The sequence below is a fragment of the Pectobacterium parvum genome, assembly GCF_020971565.1.
Classification (GTDB): domain Bacteria; phylum Pseudomonadota; class Gammaproteobacteria; order Enterobacterales; family Enterobacteriaceae; genus Pectobacterium; species Pectobacterium polare.
The window spans coordinates 3,454,206-3,469,054 of record NZ_CP087392.1 but is presented as its reverse complement, the minus strand read 5'-3'; the positions used below and the strand labels follow the sequence as shown (position 1 = coordinate 3,469,054).

General features: G+C 49.4%; 14 protein-coding genes, 1 other RNA gene and 1 pseudogene. 9 read left to right on the top strand and 7 right to left on the bottom strand.

Features of this window, described 5'->3' with window-relative positions:
* Nucleotides 1–2: 2 nt before the first annotated feature.
* On the top strand, nucleotides 3–401 hold the full coding sequence (locus LOZ86_RS15570) for an acyl-CoA thioesterase (RefSeq protein ID WP_230242279.1): 399 nt from the start codon (nucleotides 3–5) through the stop codon (nucleotides 399–401).
* A gap of 95 nt (nucleotides 402–496) precedes the next feature.
* On the opposite strand, the gene queC is transcribed toward LOZ86_RS15570, so the two are convergent.
* The 3 genes from queC to LOZ86_RS15555 form a co-directional block, all read right to left on the bottom strand.
* Nucleotides 497–1,192, bottom strand: a complete 696-nt coding sequence (queC, locus tag LOZ86_RS15565) for a 7-cyano-7-deazaguanine synthase QueC (protein ID WP_230242277.1) — start codon at nucleotides 1,190–1,192, stop codon at nucleotides 497–499.
* A gap of 194 nt (nucleotides 1,193–1,386) precedes the next feature.
* Entirely contained in the window at nucleotides 1,387–2,463 is a 1,077-nt protein-coding gene (locus tag LOZ86_RS15560; protein ID WP_039485492.1) for a PLP-dependent cysteine synthase family protein, read from the bottom strand.
* Between the two features lie 156 nt (nucleotides 2,464–2,619).
* Complete coding sequence (locus LOZ86_RS15555; RefSeq protein WP_072012400.1) at nucleotides 2,620–3,063, bottom strand: hypothetical protein; 444 nt, start codon at nucleotides 3,061–3,063, stop codon at nucleotides 2,620–2,622.
* Nucleotides 3,064–3,343: 280 nt separating this feature from the next.
* Here LOZ86_RS15555 and LOZ86_RS15550 point away from each other — a divergent pair, with 280 nt between their 5' ends.
* The 6 genes and pseudogenes from LOZ86_RS15550 (at nucleotide 3,344) to LOZ86_RS15525 (ending at nucleotide 10,956) form a co-directional block, all read left to right on the top strand.
* Entirely contained in the window at nucleotides 3,344–3,805 is a 462-nt protein-coding gene (locus LOZ86_RS15550) for an Lrp/AsnC family transcriptional regulator (protein ID WP_005976040.1), read from the top strand.
* Between the two features lie 78 nt (nucleotides 3,806–3,883).
* On the top strand, nucleotides 3,884–5,653 hold the full coding sequence (locus LOZ86_RS15545) for a SmdA family multidrug ABC transporter permease/ATP-binding protein (RefSeq protein ID WP_039485497.1): 1,770 nt from the start codon (nucleotides 3,884–3,886) through the stop codon (nucleotides 5,651–5,653).
* Complete coding sequence (locus LOZ86_RS15540; RefSeq protein ID WP_039485499.1) at nucleotides 5,646–7,424, top strand: SmdB family multidrug efflux ABC transporter permease/ATP-binding protein; 1,779 nt, start codon at nucleotides 5,646–5,648, stop codon at nucleotides 7,422–7,424. Before LOZ86_RS15545 ends, LOZ86_RS15540 begins: the two co-directional genes overlap by 8 nt.
* A gap of 360 nt (nucleotides 7,425–7,784) precedes the next feature.
* Nucleotides 7,785–8,123 carry a P-II family nitrogen regulator gene (glnK, locus tag LOZ86_RS15535; RefSeq protein ID WP_039485501.1) on the top strand — a complete coding sequence of 113 codons (339 nt, stop codon included), beginning with the start codon at nucleotides 7,785–7,787 and terminating at the stop codon, nucleotides 8,121–8,123.
* A gap of 39 nt (nucleotides 8,124–8,162) precedes the next feature.
* Nucleotides 8,163–9,449, top strand: a complete 1,287-nt coding sequence (gene amtB, locus LOZ86_RS15530; RefSeq protein ID WP_039485503.1) for an ammonium transporter AmtB — start codon at nucleotides 8,163–8,165, stop codon at nucleotides 9,447–9,449.
* A 185-nt stretch (nucleotides 9,450–9,634) separates the two neighbouring features.
* Nucleotides 9,635–10,956, top strand: a pseudogene (locus LOZ86_RS15525) (IS4 family transposase).
* A 56-nt stretch (nucleotides 10,957–11,012) separates the two neighbouring features.
* Here the strand turns inward: LOZ86_RS15525 and tesB are convergent.
* On the bottom strand, nucleotides 11,013–11,876 hold the full coding sequence (gene tesB / locus LOZ86_RS15520; protein ID WP_039485505.1) for an acyl-CoA thioesterase II: 864 nt from the start codon (nucleotides 11,874–11,876) through the stop codon (nucleotides 11,013–11,015).
* Nucleotides 11,877–12,087: 211 nt separating this feature from the next.
* Between tesB and LOZ86_RS15515 the strand changes: the two genes are divergently transcribed.
* Nucleotides 12,088–12,669, top strand: coding sequence for a YbaY family lipoprotein (locus LOZ86_RS15515; protein WP_039485508.1), 582 nt, complete (start codon nucleotides 12,088–12,090; stop codon nucleotides 12,667–12,669).
* Between the two features lie 19 nt (nucleotides 12,670–12,688).
* On the opposite strand, the gene LOZ86_RS15510 is transcribed toward LOZ86_RS15515, so the two are convergent.
* The gene (locus LOZ86_RS15510) at nucleotides 12,689–13,009 is read right to left on the bottom strand and encodes an MGMT family protein (protein WP_010282239.1); all 321 of its coding nucleotides are present in this window, start codon (nucleotides 13,007–13,009) and stop codon (nucleotides 12,689–12,691) included.
* A 182-nt stretch (nucleotides 13,010–13,191) separates the two neighbouring features.
* Here LOZ86_RS15510 and ffs point away from each other — a divergent pair.
* Nucleotides 13,192–13,288: signal recognition particle sRNA small type (gene ffs, locus LOZ86_RS15505), an RNA gene on the top strand.
* Between the two features lie 468 nt (nucleotides 13,289–13,756).
* On the opposite strand, the gene LOZ86_RS15500 is transcribed toward ffs, so the two are convergent.
* Together LOZ86_RS15500 and tomB are read right to left on the bottom strand one after the other, a co-directional pair.
* Nucleotides 13,757–13,960, bottom strand: a complete 204-nt coding sequence (locus tag LOZ86_RS15500) for an HHA domain-containing protein (protein ID WP_005976087.1) — start codon at nucleotides 13,958–13,960, stop codon at nucleotides 13,757–13,759.
* 53 nt (nucleotides 13,961–14,013) lie between these two features.
* Nucleotides 14,014–14,382: an Hha toxicity modulator TomB gene (gene tomB / locus LOZ86_RS15495; RefSeq protein ID WP_039487867.1), complete on the bottom strand. Its 369-nt coding sequence runs from the start codon at nucleotides 14,380–14,382 to the stop codon at nucleotides 14,014–14,016.
* Nucleotides 14,383–14,849 lie beyond the last annotated feature (467 nt).

Here is a 14,849-nt window from a genome sequence, read left to right as displayed (position 1 = left end):
CCATGCAGACTTTCATTACCGTTCGTGGTTATCACATTGATGTTTATCAGCACGTTAATAACGCGCGCTATCTGGAGTTTCTGGAAGAAGCGCGTTGGCAATGGCTGGAAACGTTGCCCGCTTTTGGCTGGATGCATAGCAACAATATCGCTTTCGTCGTGGTGAACATCAATATCAACTATCGCAAGCCTACCGTTCTCGGTGACGTGCTGCGTATTGATAGTGAATTACTGCAGATGAATACGAAGAGTGGCGTGATCAGTCAGAAGATAACCCGAGTGTCTGATGAAAGCGATGTGGCGGATGCCACGCTGACGTTTGTCTGTATCGATTTATCGACGCAAAAATCACTGCCGCTGGAGGGAGAGTTGCTGGAACACCTAAACGAGATTCGCCGTTAACATGAAGCAGCAGGCCACTCTCTGTAAGCATGGCCTGCTGTTTTTACATTGTGTAATGTTTCTGCGTGTAGGGTTTTGTATGGCGACGTGAAGTCTCAGCGTAACCCTGCTTTCTGCTTCAGCGATGCCATGACAGCCACGGAGTCATTTTGATACTGTGCAAGCCCGTTTGCTCGCAGATGGCAGGCGGCACATTGACCACACCCCTCACCTTTGATGCCGTTATAGCAGGTTAGCGTGTGGTAACGAACGGTATCGAGTTGCTGGTAATGGTCAGCCAGCGCCCAGGTTTCGGCCTTATTAAGCCACATCAGCGGGGTTTCAAAACGGATATCGCGGGCAATACCTAAAACAATAGCCTGATTTAGCGCTTTGACGAATTCGTCGCGACAATCTGGGTAACCGGAAAAATCGGTCTCACACACGCCGGTAATGACGGCTTCTGCACCAACCTGATAGGCGTAGATAGCGGCGAGCGTCAGGAAAAGAATGTTTCTTCCCGGAACAAAAGTGTTGGGGATGCCTTGTGCATTAGCGTCGTAATCGGGAACAGGAATGCTGTCACGCGTCAGGCTGCTGGTGGCGAGCTCATTCAGCAAGCCGACATCCAGAACCTTATGCGCCGTTGCGCCCAGTTTCTGGCTGAGTTCCCGAGCGACATCAATTTCTGCGCGGTGGCGTTGCCAATAATCGAAGGTGATGCAGTGGACGTCATCATAATCTTGCAGAGCCTGAATCAGGCAGGTTGTGGAATCTTGTCCACCGCTAAAAACGACAACAGCACGCTTCATTCTTCATTCACCTTAACGCGACGTTAACCGCAATACGTCTGTAACGCACTGCGGTGTAAAGCCGCTATTTTACCTGAAAAGCTCTGTTAGCTGAAAAAACCTGTTATCTGAAAAGCTCGGTTATCTGAAAAAACCATGTTACCTAGAAAATAGCCCGCATTCAGCGCTGCGACTGCATGCGGAATACGCTAGCCTCACGTCAGGTTGGATTCAGGGGAAAGGTGAGCTATCTCTGAGTTGTTCAGTACACTGAGATAAGGGCTAATGTCACCGATATTTTTTTCTACCCAGTTGCTGTTGTAGTAGGTGTCCAGATAACGTTCGCCGCTGTCGCAAAGCAGGGTCACAATCGCGCCTTTTTGACCCCGGTTCACCATCTCTTTGGCCAGTTGCAGCATCCCCCAGACGTTGGTGCCGGTAGAGGCTCCCGCTTTGCGACCTAACACACTTTCCAGCCAGTACAGTGTTGCGATGCTGGCAGCGTCCGGCACTTTGATCATGCTATCAATGACGTCAGGAATAAAAGACGGTTCGGCACGCGGGCGACCAATACCTTCGATCCGACTGCCGCACGGGCCAGTGATGGAACGATCACGCTGCTGGTAGCAGTCGTAGAAGACGGAGTTTTCTGGATCGACGACGACCAGTTGCGTATCCAGCCCCTGATAGCGAATGTAGCGTCCGAGCGTGGCTGACGTACCGCCAGTTCCTGCGCTCATCACGATGTAATCCGGCACGGTATGCGGTTCACGTGCCATTTGGCGGTAAATGCTATCGGCAATATTGTTGTTGCCACGCCAGTCGGTGGCACGTTCAGCGTAGGTGAACTGATCCATATAATGGCCGTTCATCTCTTGTGCGAGCTGTTCGGATGCGGCATAGATTTGTCCCGCCTGCTCGACAAAATGGCAGCGTCCGCCATAGAAAGCGATTTGCTCGATTTTCTTTTTTGCGGTGCAGGAGGGCATGACGGCGATAAATGGCAGGCCAAGCAAACGTGCAAAGTAGGCTTCTGAGACGGCGGTGCTGCCGGATGATGCTTCGATAATCGGCGTGCCTTCTTTAATCCAGCCGTTGCACAGCCCGTAGAGAAATAAGGAACGAGCTAGGCGATGCTTCAGGCTGCCGCTGGGATGCGTGCTTTCATCTTTGAGGTAAAAATAGATACCCGGATAATCCGGCAGGGTTAGACGGATAAGATGCGTATCAGCCGAACGCTGAAAATCTGCTTCGATAGCGCTGATGGCATTTTTAACCCAGGCATTGGTCATGATGAAAACTCGGTTAGGCAGTGATGCGAATAGAGTAACGAGTTTTCAGGATAAAAAGGTTATCTTTTTATCTCTTCATGACCAATTTAATGAAATTATTTACTCTTTATTTCTGGTTTTTTGGGAATATTTTCCATTTTCATGGCTGAGGGATGCTTACCCAAAAAACATGGCGATGGCTGCAGCTAGCACAACGAGAGCCATTAAAGCGAACGCCATATTGATGGCACTGATAATGAAAGGGAATGCGATCACAGCGATACCAAGCATGGCTGCGCTCATGCAAGGTCTGGTGGATTCACGGCGAGCGAAGCCGAAAACAGCGAAAATTATCGCAAGGCAACCTAATACGGATGTTGCTGCAATCACTAACCGCTCTTCATTGAATGAGGATTGCTGTGGTGGTGTGGGCGCCGCTTTTCCTATTAATCTATCCAACGTAGTATCACGGATGGAGACAATTTTTTCTGCGATTCGCTCTTCAATCGGTACTTCTGGTGTTGATGGTCCGACCCAAAAGTAAGATACGGCAATCACTAATCCGATTGCGCCCAAAATCATACCTATAGTACTGAGTTTATTGTTTTTATCCTTTGTCATCGTTTCGCCACTCCTGATTGGCATAAAACACGTCACTGGCTGATGCGTAATGAATTGTAGAAATCAATCTGTCTGCTTATCGTATTACCTTCTGTAAAAGGTAATGAAATTCCATATTATACAATCCATTATGATTTTTCATTATCGAATGGTGATGTGGTTTTTTGATGTTGTCAGTGAATATTGAAGGCGATTTTTAATGGGAAGAACATTGCTTTTCTCTCTTAATGGGGGAAAGTAGGGCAAGGTTTTCTATCGGCGGGCTATATTAGGTAAAACTATGCTAGATAAAATTGATCGCACACTGCTGAATATGCTGCAACAGGATTGCACACTTTCACTACAGACGCTGGCCGATGCGGTTAATCTGACATCTACGCCGTGCTGGAAACGACTGAAGCGTCTGGAGGAGGAAGGAATCATCCGGGCTCGGGTGGCGTTGCTGGATAATGAGCGCCTGGGGTTAGGGCTGACGGCGTTTGTCTTATTGAAGACGCAGCAGCACAACCGTGACTGGTATCAGACTTTCACCCGCGTAGTGTCCGACATGCCGGAGGTGCTGGCTTTCTATCGTATGGCTGGCGAATACGATTACCTGATGCAGGTTCAGGTTGCTGATATGAAAAGCTATGATGATTTCTATAAGCGGCTGGTGAATGGTATTCCCGGGCTGGTCGATGTAACATCTAGCTTTGCTATGGAACGAATCAAACATACCACGGCACTGCCCTTATCCCTGTGATTCATCGTATATCCGTCTTTTGTATAATCACTTGTCTGAGTCTGTCATGACCCGTTTGGCTATTGGAATGAAAACCGCGTGAGACTGTTTGCTCAACTGAGTTGGTATTTTCGCCGCGAATGGCGGCGCTATCTGGGTGCTGTTGCGCTATTGATTGCGATTGCGATTCTGCAATTGCTGCCCCCTAAACTGGTCGGCGTGATTGTCGATGGTGTAACGCAGCACGGCATGTCGATGACCGAAATGATGAAGTGGATTGGCGTGATGCTGCTGACTGCCGTCATGGTCTATCTGCTGCGCTATGTGTGGCGAGTGTTCTTGTTTGGTGCGTCATACCAGTTGGCGGTTGAGCTACGAGAGGATTTTTACCGCCAACTGAGCCGCCAGCATCCGGCATTTTATCAACGTCACCGAACTGGCGATCTGATGGCGCGAGCGACTAACGATGTTGATCGCGTGGTCTTTGCCGCCGGAGAGGGCGTGCTGACTCTGGTCGATTCGATGGTGATGGGTTGTGCCGTGCTGGTTGTCATGTGTACTCAAATCAGTTGGGAACTGACCCTGCTGGCGCTGCTTCCGATGCCGGTCATGGCGATTTTCATCAAACGTTATGGCACCCAATTGCATAACCGTTTTAAATCCGCACAGGCCGCGTTTTCTTCGCTTAACGATCAGGCGCAGGAAGGTTTGACCAGCATTCGAATGATTAAAGCCTTCGGGTTGGAAAACTATCAGTCCGCGCGTTTTGCGCAGGTTGCGGCAGATGCTGGTGCCAAGAACATGCACGTTGCCCGAGTTGATGCCCGCTTTGATCCCACGATTTATATTGCCGTCGGGCTGTCGAATTTGCTGGCGATTGGTGGCGGCAGTTGGATGGTGATTAACGGTTCGCTGACGTTAGGCTTGTTGACCAGCTTTGTCATGTATCTGGGGTTGATGATCTGGCCGATGCTGGCGCTGGCCTGGATGTTTAATATTGTTGAGCGTGGTAGCGCGGCATATAGCCGTATTCGACAGCTGCTTGCGGAAGAGCTCGTGGTGAAAGACGGTGAGGAATCATTACCTGCCGAGCGGGGTGTGCTTGAGGTGAATATCTCCGCGTTTCGCTACCCGGATAATACCCGTGATGCTTTACAACATATTCAGTTTACGCTGGCACCGGGCAATATGCTGGGGCTATGTGGACCGACAGGATCGGGAAAAAGTACGCTGCTGGCGTTGATATTGCGTCATTTCGATGCCCAGTCGGGAGAGATTCGTTATCACGATCGTCCATTGAGCGCTATTCGGTTGGATGAACTGCGGAACCGTTTTGCCGTTGTGGGGCAAATGCCCTTTTTGTTTTCCGATACGGTGGCGCAAAACATCGCACTGGGTCGGCCTGATGCTACCCAACAAGAGATTGAAGAAGCGGCACGGCTTGCCAGCGTGCATGACGACATTCTGCGTTTGCCTCAGGGTTATCAGACAGAGGTCGGAGAGCGCGGCGTAATGCTATCAGGCGGTCAAAAACAGCGGATCGCGATTGCCCGTGCATTATTGCTGGATGCTGAAATTCTGGTGCTGGACGATGCGTTGTCTGCGGTTGATGGGCGAACGGAACACCAGATTTTACAGAATCTCAAAACATGGGGTGAAAAACGGACGGTGATCATTAGCGCACACCGCCTGTCGGCCTTAACCGAAGCGAATGAAATTGTGGTGTTGCAGCAAGGACAAACGGTGCAGCGTGGTACACACCGGACGCTGGCGGCACAACCTGGCTGGTATCGGGATATGTACCGTTATCAACAGCTGGAGGCGGCGCTGGATGATGTGCCGCAGTTGGAAGGAACGAAAAATGAATAGCCCTCAACAGTTTTGGCCAACCCTGAAACGTCTGCTGGCCTATGGTTCCCCCTGGCGAAAACCGCTGATGCAGGGCGTCCTGATGCTGTGGATTGCCGCAATCGCTGAAGTCTCAGGCCCTGTGTTAGTGAGCTATTTTATTGATGATTTGATAGCAAAAGGCCAATTCCCGCTGGCGATTGCAGCTGGTCTGGCTATGGTCTATATCCTGCTGCAAATTCTGGCGGCCTCGCTGCACTATTTTCAGACGCTGCTGTTTAACCGAGTCGCGGTCGGTGTCGTTCAGCAACTGCGTATTGATGTGATGGATGCGGCGTTGCGCCAGCCGCTGAGTACATTTGATACGCAGCCTGTCGGGCAACTGATTTCACGCGTTACCAATGACACCGAAGTGGTCAAAGACCTGTACGTCATGGTGGTGTCAACGGTATTACGCAGTGCGGCGCTGGTTGGTGCCATGCTGGTGGCGATGTTCAGTCTGAACTGGCAGATGGCACTGGTTGCGTTGATGATTTTCCCTGCGGTAGCGACGGTTATGGTGCTGTACCATCGCTTTAGTACGCCGACTGTGCGCAAGGTACGAAGCTATCTGGCCGACATTAATGATGGTTTCAACGAAGTGATTAATGGCATGGGCGTCATTCAGCAGTTTCGCCAGCAGGCTCGCTTTGGCAAGAAATTGGGTGCAGCCAGCTATGAACATTATGAAGCGCGGATGAAGGCCTTGCGTCTGGAAGGTTTCCTGCTGAGGCCGTTGCTGAGTCTGTTTGCCGCAATGGTGCTGTGTGGCTTATTAATCCAATTCGGTTTCAGCTCAATGGGAGCGGTTGGCGTCGGGGTCTTGTACGCGTTTATCAACTATTTGGGCCGTCTGAATGAACCGCTGATTGAACTGACAACCCAGCAGTCCATGCTACAGCAGGCGATCGTCGCTGGTGAGCGCATCTTTGAATTGATGGATGGCAAAAAGCAAAGCTACGGTGATGATGATTGTCCTCTGGCGACGGGGCGCGTCGATATTGACGAGGTTTCTTTCTCGTATGGCACAGAAAAACGTGTGCTACAGAATATTTCTCTGACGATACCTGAGCGCGGATTCGTCGCGCTGGTCGGACATACCGGCAGTGGGAAAAGTACGCTAGCCAGTTTGCTTATGGGGTATTACGCGCCGGATGAGGGCGAGATTCGTCTTGATGGCCGTCCGCTGTCGACGCTTTCCCATGCGGTGTTGCGCCAAAATGTGGCAATGGTGCAACAGGATCCGGTTGTGCTGGCGGAATCCATGTTTGTGAATGTAACGCTGGGACGTGATATCAGCGAAGAGGCCGTCTGGCGCGTGCTGGAAGTGGTGCAGCTTGCCGAACTGGTTCATGCTTTCCCTGAAGGATTGCACACGCGCATTGGTGAGCAGGGGAATAACCTGTCTACCGGACAGAAGCAGTTGCTGGCGATTGCGCGAGTACTGGTGCAAACGCCTAAAATCCTGATTCTCGATGAAGCGACGGCGAATATTGACTCGGGTACGGAGCAGGCTGTGCAAAAGGCGCTGCGCATTATCAGGGAACAAACGACCTTGATTATCATCGCCCATCGGCTTTCCACTATCGTTGAGGCCGACACGATTATGGTGCTCCATCGTGGGCAAACCGTTGAGCGGGGAACGCATGAGCAACTGCTGCAACAGCAGGGGCGCTATTATCAAATGTATCAATTGCAGCTCGCCGGAGAGGATCTTGCCGCCACCAGCACGGAGCCTTGCCCTGCGCACTGAGACTTACCTGAGATAGTATCTCGGTCTGCACCGCCTTGTGTGGTGCAGACCGACAGTCTATTCATGGCTTCGCACCATCAATAAGCATCATGATTCAGGTTTCCCCCCCGCTGCACTGAAAATACTCGTTATGCACTAAATTAGTGCAATTCTCGCCCGATTCTTCCTACACTTCTTTCCCCACCGGGTTTTATTTTTGCCCTTTCTTATCGTTAATTGCGTTCTCTTTCCTGATTTGTGCCAGATAAATCATTTATGGCACACCCTTTGCTTTAGTCATGACGTAGACCGACTTCATAGAGCATGTAATCGAACAAGTGACGGGCGAAAGCCTGAACATAATGGCTAGGGGGAAGATAAATGAAACTGGTTACTGTGGTGATAAAACCATTCAAGCTGGAAGATGTACGTGAAGCGTTATCTTCTGTCGGCATCCAGGGACTCACCGTCACTGAGGTGAAAGGGTTTGGTCGTCAGAAAGGACACGCGGAGCTATACCGCGGCGCGGAATACAGCGTTAACTTTTTACCTAAGGTAAAAATTGATATCGCGATTGCAGACGACCAACTGGATGAAGTGATCGACGTCATCAGCAAATCCGCGTACACCGGAAAAATTGGTGATGGCAAAATTTTTGTCGCCGAATTGCAAAGAGTTATCCGTATTCGTACGGGTGAAACTGACGAAGCCGCACTTTAACAACACCTAGCGTAGATACGTAAATAGGGATGGATGAAAATGAAAAAACTACTCTCTTCATTAGGTCTCGGTGTGGCGGCATTACTCCCGACCTGGGCAATGGCTGCGACACCGACGATTGATAAAGCGGACAACGCTTTTATTATGATTTGTACCGTACTGGTACTCTTTATGACTATACCGGGCATTGCACTGTTTTACGGCGGCCTGATTCGTTCTAAGAACGTACTGTCCATGATGACGCAGGTGAGCGTAACGTTCGCGATGGTCTGTATCCTGTGGGTGGTTTACGGATATAGCCTGGCCTTCAGCGAAGGTAATGCCTTCTTCGGTGGTTTCAGCACCTTTATGCTGAAAGGCATCGGGATTGAATCCATCAGTGGCACCTTCTATCAGTTCGTGCACGTGGCTTATCAGGCTTCCTTTGCTTGTATCACGGTTGCGCTGATTGTCGGGGCGATTGCTGAGCGTATTCGTTTCTCCGCCGTGTTGATCTTCGTGGCGCTGTGGCTGACATTCTCCTACCTGCCGATGACGCACATGGTCTGGGGCGGTGGCTACTTGGCTGCGGATGGCGCGCTGGACTTTGCTGGCGGCACGGTCGTTCATATTAACGCCGCGGTTGCTGGGTTGGTTGGTGCTTACCTGCTGGGAAAACGTGCCGGTTTTGGCAAAGAAGCCTTCAAACCGCATAACCTGCCGATGGTGTTTATCGGTACGGCGATCCTGTATATCGGCTGGTTTGGTTTCAATGCGGGTTCTGCAGGTGCTGCGAACGGTATCGCTGCTCTGGCTTTCCTGAATACCGTTGTCGCGACGGCTGCTGCAATTCTGGCATGGGTTGGTGGTGAGTGGATGACTCGAGGTAAGCCTTCTCTGCTGGGCGCATGCTCTGGTTGTATCGCGGGTCTGGTGGCAATCACGCCTGCTGCGGGTACGGTTGGCGTCGGCGGTGCACTGATCATCGGTCTGACTGGTGGTGTTGCAGGCCTGTGGGGCGTAACGGTACTGAAAAGATGGCTGCGTGTGGATGACCCGTGTGATGTGTTCGGTGTTCACGGCGTGTGCGGCATCGTTGGTTGTATCCTGACTGGCGTATTCACCTCTGCATCACTGGGCGGTACTGGCTATGCGGAAGGCGTGACGATGGCACACCAAGTTTGGGTGCAGCTGTTCAGCGTGATGGTTTGTCTGGTGTGGTCTGGCGTAGTGGCATTTGTCGCCTTCAAGATCGCGGATATGGTTGTCGGCCTGCGTGTACCTGAAGATCAAGAGCGCGAAGGTCTGGACGTTAACAGCCATGGCGAGAGTGCTTACAACCAATAAGATCGCGTAAATTAATCAGTGAGATCATTTGAGTACAAATAAGCAGGCGTGGGGGAAACTCCACGCCTGCTTTATTATCAGTCCTAAACCACCTTCTGATGAGTAATGCTGATCAGTTAAGGATCAGTTGAACGATCCAATAGCTGTGTAAGAATCCGGAAGTGTTCTTCATTTCCGGATTTTTTATGCGTATCTCTCAGGCCATCGACCTCGTTTCACGTTACGATTCGACCCGTAATCCTTTGACTTCTCTTGGCGACTTTCTTGACCCAGAACTTATTGCCCGTTGCCTTGCTGAGTCCGGCGTGGTCACCCTGCGTAAACGCCGTCTTCCTCTCGAAATGATGGTCTGGTGCGTTGTCGGCATGGCGCTTGAACGTAAGGAGCCGCTTCATCAGATTGTCAATCGGCTGGATATTATGCTGCCCGGTAACCGTCCCTTTGTTGCTCCCAGCGCGGTTATCCAGGCTGACAGCGGCTCGGAAGTGACGCCGTTCGACGGGTGTTCACGCACACCGCTCACTTGTGGCACAACGCTGTGGCGCATCCCCACTGGTGTGGATTGACGTTACTGGCGATGGATGGCGTCGTCTGGCGCACACAGGAAACACCTGAAAATGATACCGCCTTCCCGCGCCAGACTTACTGCGGCCAACCCTACCTACCCGCAGGTCAAAATGGTCTGTCAGATGGAGCTGACCAGCCATCTGATAACCGCAGCAGCCTTCGGTACGATGAAAGACAGCGAATATACCTGGCTGAGCAACTGATAGACCAGACCGCAGATAATACGCTGACGCTGCTCGATAAAGGGTATTACTCATTAGGGTTGCTGAATGCTGGAAGCGTGCGGGAGAACACCGACACTGGATGATACCGCTTAAGAAAGGTACCCGTTACGAGGAGGTGGAAACTGGGAAAAGGCGATCATCTGGTACAGTTGAAAACTACGCCACAATCCCGCAAAAAATGGCCGGGACTGAGTACAGAAGTGACAGCCCGATTACTGACCTATAGCCGTAAAGGAAAAATCTATCAGTTACTGACTTCGATGACTGATGGCATGCGTTATCCGGGAGGTGAAATGGTTGAGCTTTACAGTCACCGTTGGGAAATCGAGTTGGGTTACCGTGAAATCAAACAGACAATGCAACTGAGCAGACTGACACTGAGAAGCAAAAAACCGGAACTTGTGGAGCAGGAGTTATGGGGTGTGCTGCTGGCGTATAATCTCGTGAGATATCAGATGATTAAAATGGCCAGTCAACTGAAAGGTTACTGGCCAAATCAGCTGAGCTTCTCAGAATCCTGCGGGCTGGTCATGAGGATGTTGATGACGCTTCAGGGTGCATCGCCGGGTCGTATCCCTGAACTACTGCGAGATCTGGAGAGTATGGGACAGATGGTGAAGCTGCCGATAAGAAGAGAAAGAACCTTCCCGAGAGTGGTGAAAGAAAGGCCTTATAAATATCGAAAAGCGAAGAAAAACAGCCAGTCAGTTGCTTAACTGACTGGCATTACTTCTGATGAGGTGTTTTTTACATTACGAGGCTGTCACAAGGTTTACGGCTGGCGGCGACGCATGACGCCTTCCTGCACGCTGGATGCAACCAGCACGCCTTCCCGAGTATAAAATTGCCCACGAACGAAACCACGAGCACCGGATGCAGACGTGCTTTCCACGGTATATAACAGCCAGTCATCCAGCCGGAAATCACGATGGAACCACATCGAGTGATCGATGGTGGCGACCTGCATACCCAGTTCCAAAAAGCCAACGCCGTGAGGCTGCAAGGCCGTGAGTAGGAAATTGCAGTCAGACGTATAGCCGAGCAGATATTGGTGAATACGCTTATCGTCCGGTAGCGGGCTGCTGGCACGGCACCAGACGTGTCGCACCGGTTCGTCCACTTCGCCTTGTAGCGGGTTATGGAATTTAACCGGGCGTATCTCAATCGGGCTGGCCTGAATAAATTTATCGTGAAAGCGGGGCGGCAGAAGGTGCTGCATGTCTTGTGCGATTTCCTGCTCAGATTTCAGATCTTCTGGCGGTGTGACGTTTGGCATCACATTCTGGTGCTCGAACCCTTCTTCATGACTTTGAAATGACGCCGTCATATAAAAAATGGGGCGACCATTCTGGATAGCTCTAACGCGTCTGGCGCTGAAACTGTTGCCATCGCGCAGGTTTTCAACGTCATAAATAATCGGTTTCTGACTGTCACCGGGTAACAAAAAGTAGCTGTGGAAAGAGTGAATGTTGCGCTCGACGGGGACAGTCTGTTTGGCGGCCGACATGGCCTGGCCAACGACTTGCCCGCCAAAGACCTGACGCAGCCCCAAATCATCGCTTTGTCCGCGAAATAGCCCTTCTTCGAGCTTTTCTAAATGCAGGAGGTCGAGAAGGTGTTGTAGTGATTGACTCATGGTATCGGCCCCAATGGATGCGAATGGCGAGTTATCTGTTTGTTTTTAAGGTGTAAAATGTCTTTTTATGGCTTTTTACTACAATAAATATGTGGATTTAAGGAAAATATCAGAATTTTGCACCATAATTATTGCGTTGGGTGAATCATACTATTTATGAGTGCCGGTTTTCGATACCGGTAGTCTGACAGTAATAAAGGAGACTGACCGAATGAAATTATGGCATACCTTAGGTTGTATCACGTTATCGATGACTCTGGTTGCATGCGCACAGAGGAGTGATTATGGCGTTTCTCCTCAGACTGGCGCCCCTGTCACCAGTATTTCTTCACAGCATCCAGTTGTCGCGATGCCTGCGGTAACGGGTACGGTGAATATTCGTCAGCGCATTGCGCTACCTCACAACGCCGTTTTGACCGTTACGGTGTCTGATGCATCGCTGGCGGATGCGCCTTCAAAAGTGATTACCCAGCGTGTGACGCGGACAGAAGGAAAGCAGGCTCCTTTCCAATTCGAGCTACCGTATAACCCGGCTGATATCCAGCCCAATGCGCGTATCTTACTCAGCGCTGCGATTGCAATCGATAATCGTATCGTCATGGTGACGGAGAATGTATTGCCGGTTATTAGCAACGGGGTAAATAACACCGATTTGGTGCTGGTACCTGTCGCTTCTGTTCCCTTACCGGCGAAAAATCAGGAATCAATAATGTCTAATCCGACGAACCAGACCCCTCATATGCTTCAGGGGCAGCCTGGCTCGTCATCTACGGCACCACAGACCATCTGGTAATTCATCTGGATACGCGCCGTTATGGCGCGTATTGCCAGCGGTATTTCGCAAGATCAACTTTTCCCTGACGATTGAAAATAATGCCCTCCGCCTGTAGCGCTGACTTTTGACGCACATAATCTCCACCAACCAGCGATATTTCGCCTTTACGATTGATTACCCGATGCCAGGGAAGTTTGCTGTCTTTCGGCAGACGTTTTAATACTCCGCCGACTTGTCGGGATGCTCTGGGTGAATCGGCAAGCTGTGCGATGTCGCCATAGGTCGCTATTTTTCCGTAAGGGATTGCCGCGACGATTTGAAAAACGCGCTGACGGAAATTATCGTTTTCTTCTGACATCAGCGGATGTTCCTGCTGTTCCTAAACCGATTGAGCATCATAGTGGCACAGTGGGGTGGGTAAGAAAACAACGGTTAGTCTGTGTTAGCTTGCAATTGCCTATCCCATCGCCGATAATGCTCACCGCTTTGTGACGCGTGGTTATCATGTGCAAGCTGTTATGAAGTCGTCAATGGAGGCCCTGTCGGTTCTCCCGCAACACTAACCTGTGGATTCGGTCAGGTCCGGAAGGAAGCAGCCGCAGCAGGAGACGTGTGTGCCGGGATGTAGCTGGCAGGGTCTCCACCAATTTGTGCCATCGGTAGTCGTTTCATCGCCAGAGTTGTTTTCGTTTTCTTCTGCGTGTAAACCCAACGCTTTCTGCCATATGCCAATTCTCTGTCATAAATCTGCTCTCTGGCATACGTAAGATCTGAACTGTCACTTTCCGTTTTACCGTTCTTTGTTTCTTCGGAAGGATACAGTGCATCTTTACCTAGTGAGTAATCATTGCACCAATTATTACCTCTTCTGTTTTCATCACTGGATATACTATTAGTGATGTTATCGATGCAGTTGTTATAAATGACAAGTGATGGATAAATAAACGTAGAGATATAAGGGGAAGTTCATTTTTACTTAATATTAAAAATACAATTTGTTACAAGTTTACTCCATTAATATGTTAAAAAATAATTAAAAACAAAGGCCGATAATATTATCGGCACAATGTTTTTAATGTCGGTTTTTTATGTGTTCCGTTGGGAATTAACGGACGTATCGCCATACCGCAGTAGGCACTTTGTCGTAGAGTTTGTTCATCGTCAGTTCTGCCAGACGATGATCGGCTGCGGAAAAGAACATCTCCAGTTCATCATTGGAGAGTTCATACTTGTTTTTTTCAATAACGCGTTCGAGGGTGTCAATGGTTGTGCATTTACGCAAACGCATCAAATAGTCGATTTTTTTCATAATGGCCTATGCAAACAGTACCTGGTGGTTAAAAAATATAAATAAATTATTGCTTAAGTTTTAGCAGGCGTACAGACGTTCTCCCCTGAGAACATTCCGAATAATTTTGCTTTGGACTTCTGCCAATGCCGTAGTTCAGCATCATTAATACCATAGTTGCTAAACAAGACGTAAGTATCATCCAAATACTTTTCCACCTGCTCTGAAAGCTCACTTTCGTTAGGGTATTTTATTTTAAATGTGAGAATAAACGTAGCGATATGCTCAATAAGTTCATTTAATTGGAGATTGATCGCAGATGTTGGATCATTGACCCAGCCGTGACTGCTATCACCTAACGTTGCTATGCTTTCGTCACACAGATTCTCACATAAGAATCTGAGTTGGGCAATATCATAATGTTTTGGTGTGTACTCATCCATATCAATCCCTCCGTTAAGCCGTTATTCAGTGTTACAGCGGTTAACACCTGGTAAACAGGTAGACTGATGAAGCTTACAAGATAAAACGTTAACGTTGTTTCGTATTCATGTTGTTACAGACAGGGCGTTGAACCATTGTGATTTGTTCTGTAATGAATGAGAAAACAGTGACTATCGCACCTCCCTGTATCTACTATGTCGCGAAATAGCGTTGGCGTAAATACCAACATCTCATGACTTAACCTTAAGTATAGCTATACCATGCTGGTTACGGTTACGTCGTTCTATATATGACTATAGCAAAAGTGTTCATAAAGTTCGCGGATAATAGGTAAGGTTTTCACTGCTATTTATTTTGATTAATTCTCAGAATTTTTGTTGTAACAATGAGCATAGAATAAACTCGGCTGCTGATTATTTAATTATTTCTATCTGAAAATATGAGAAATGGCAGAAGGAATGCGAAG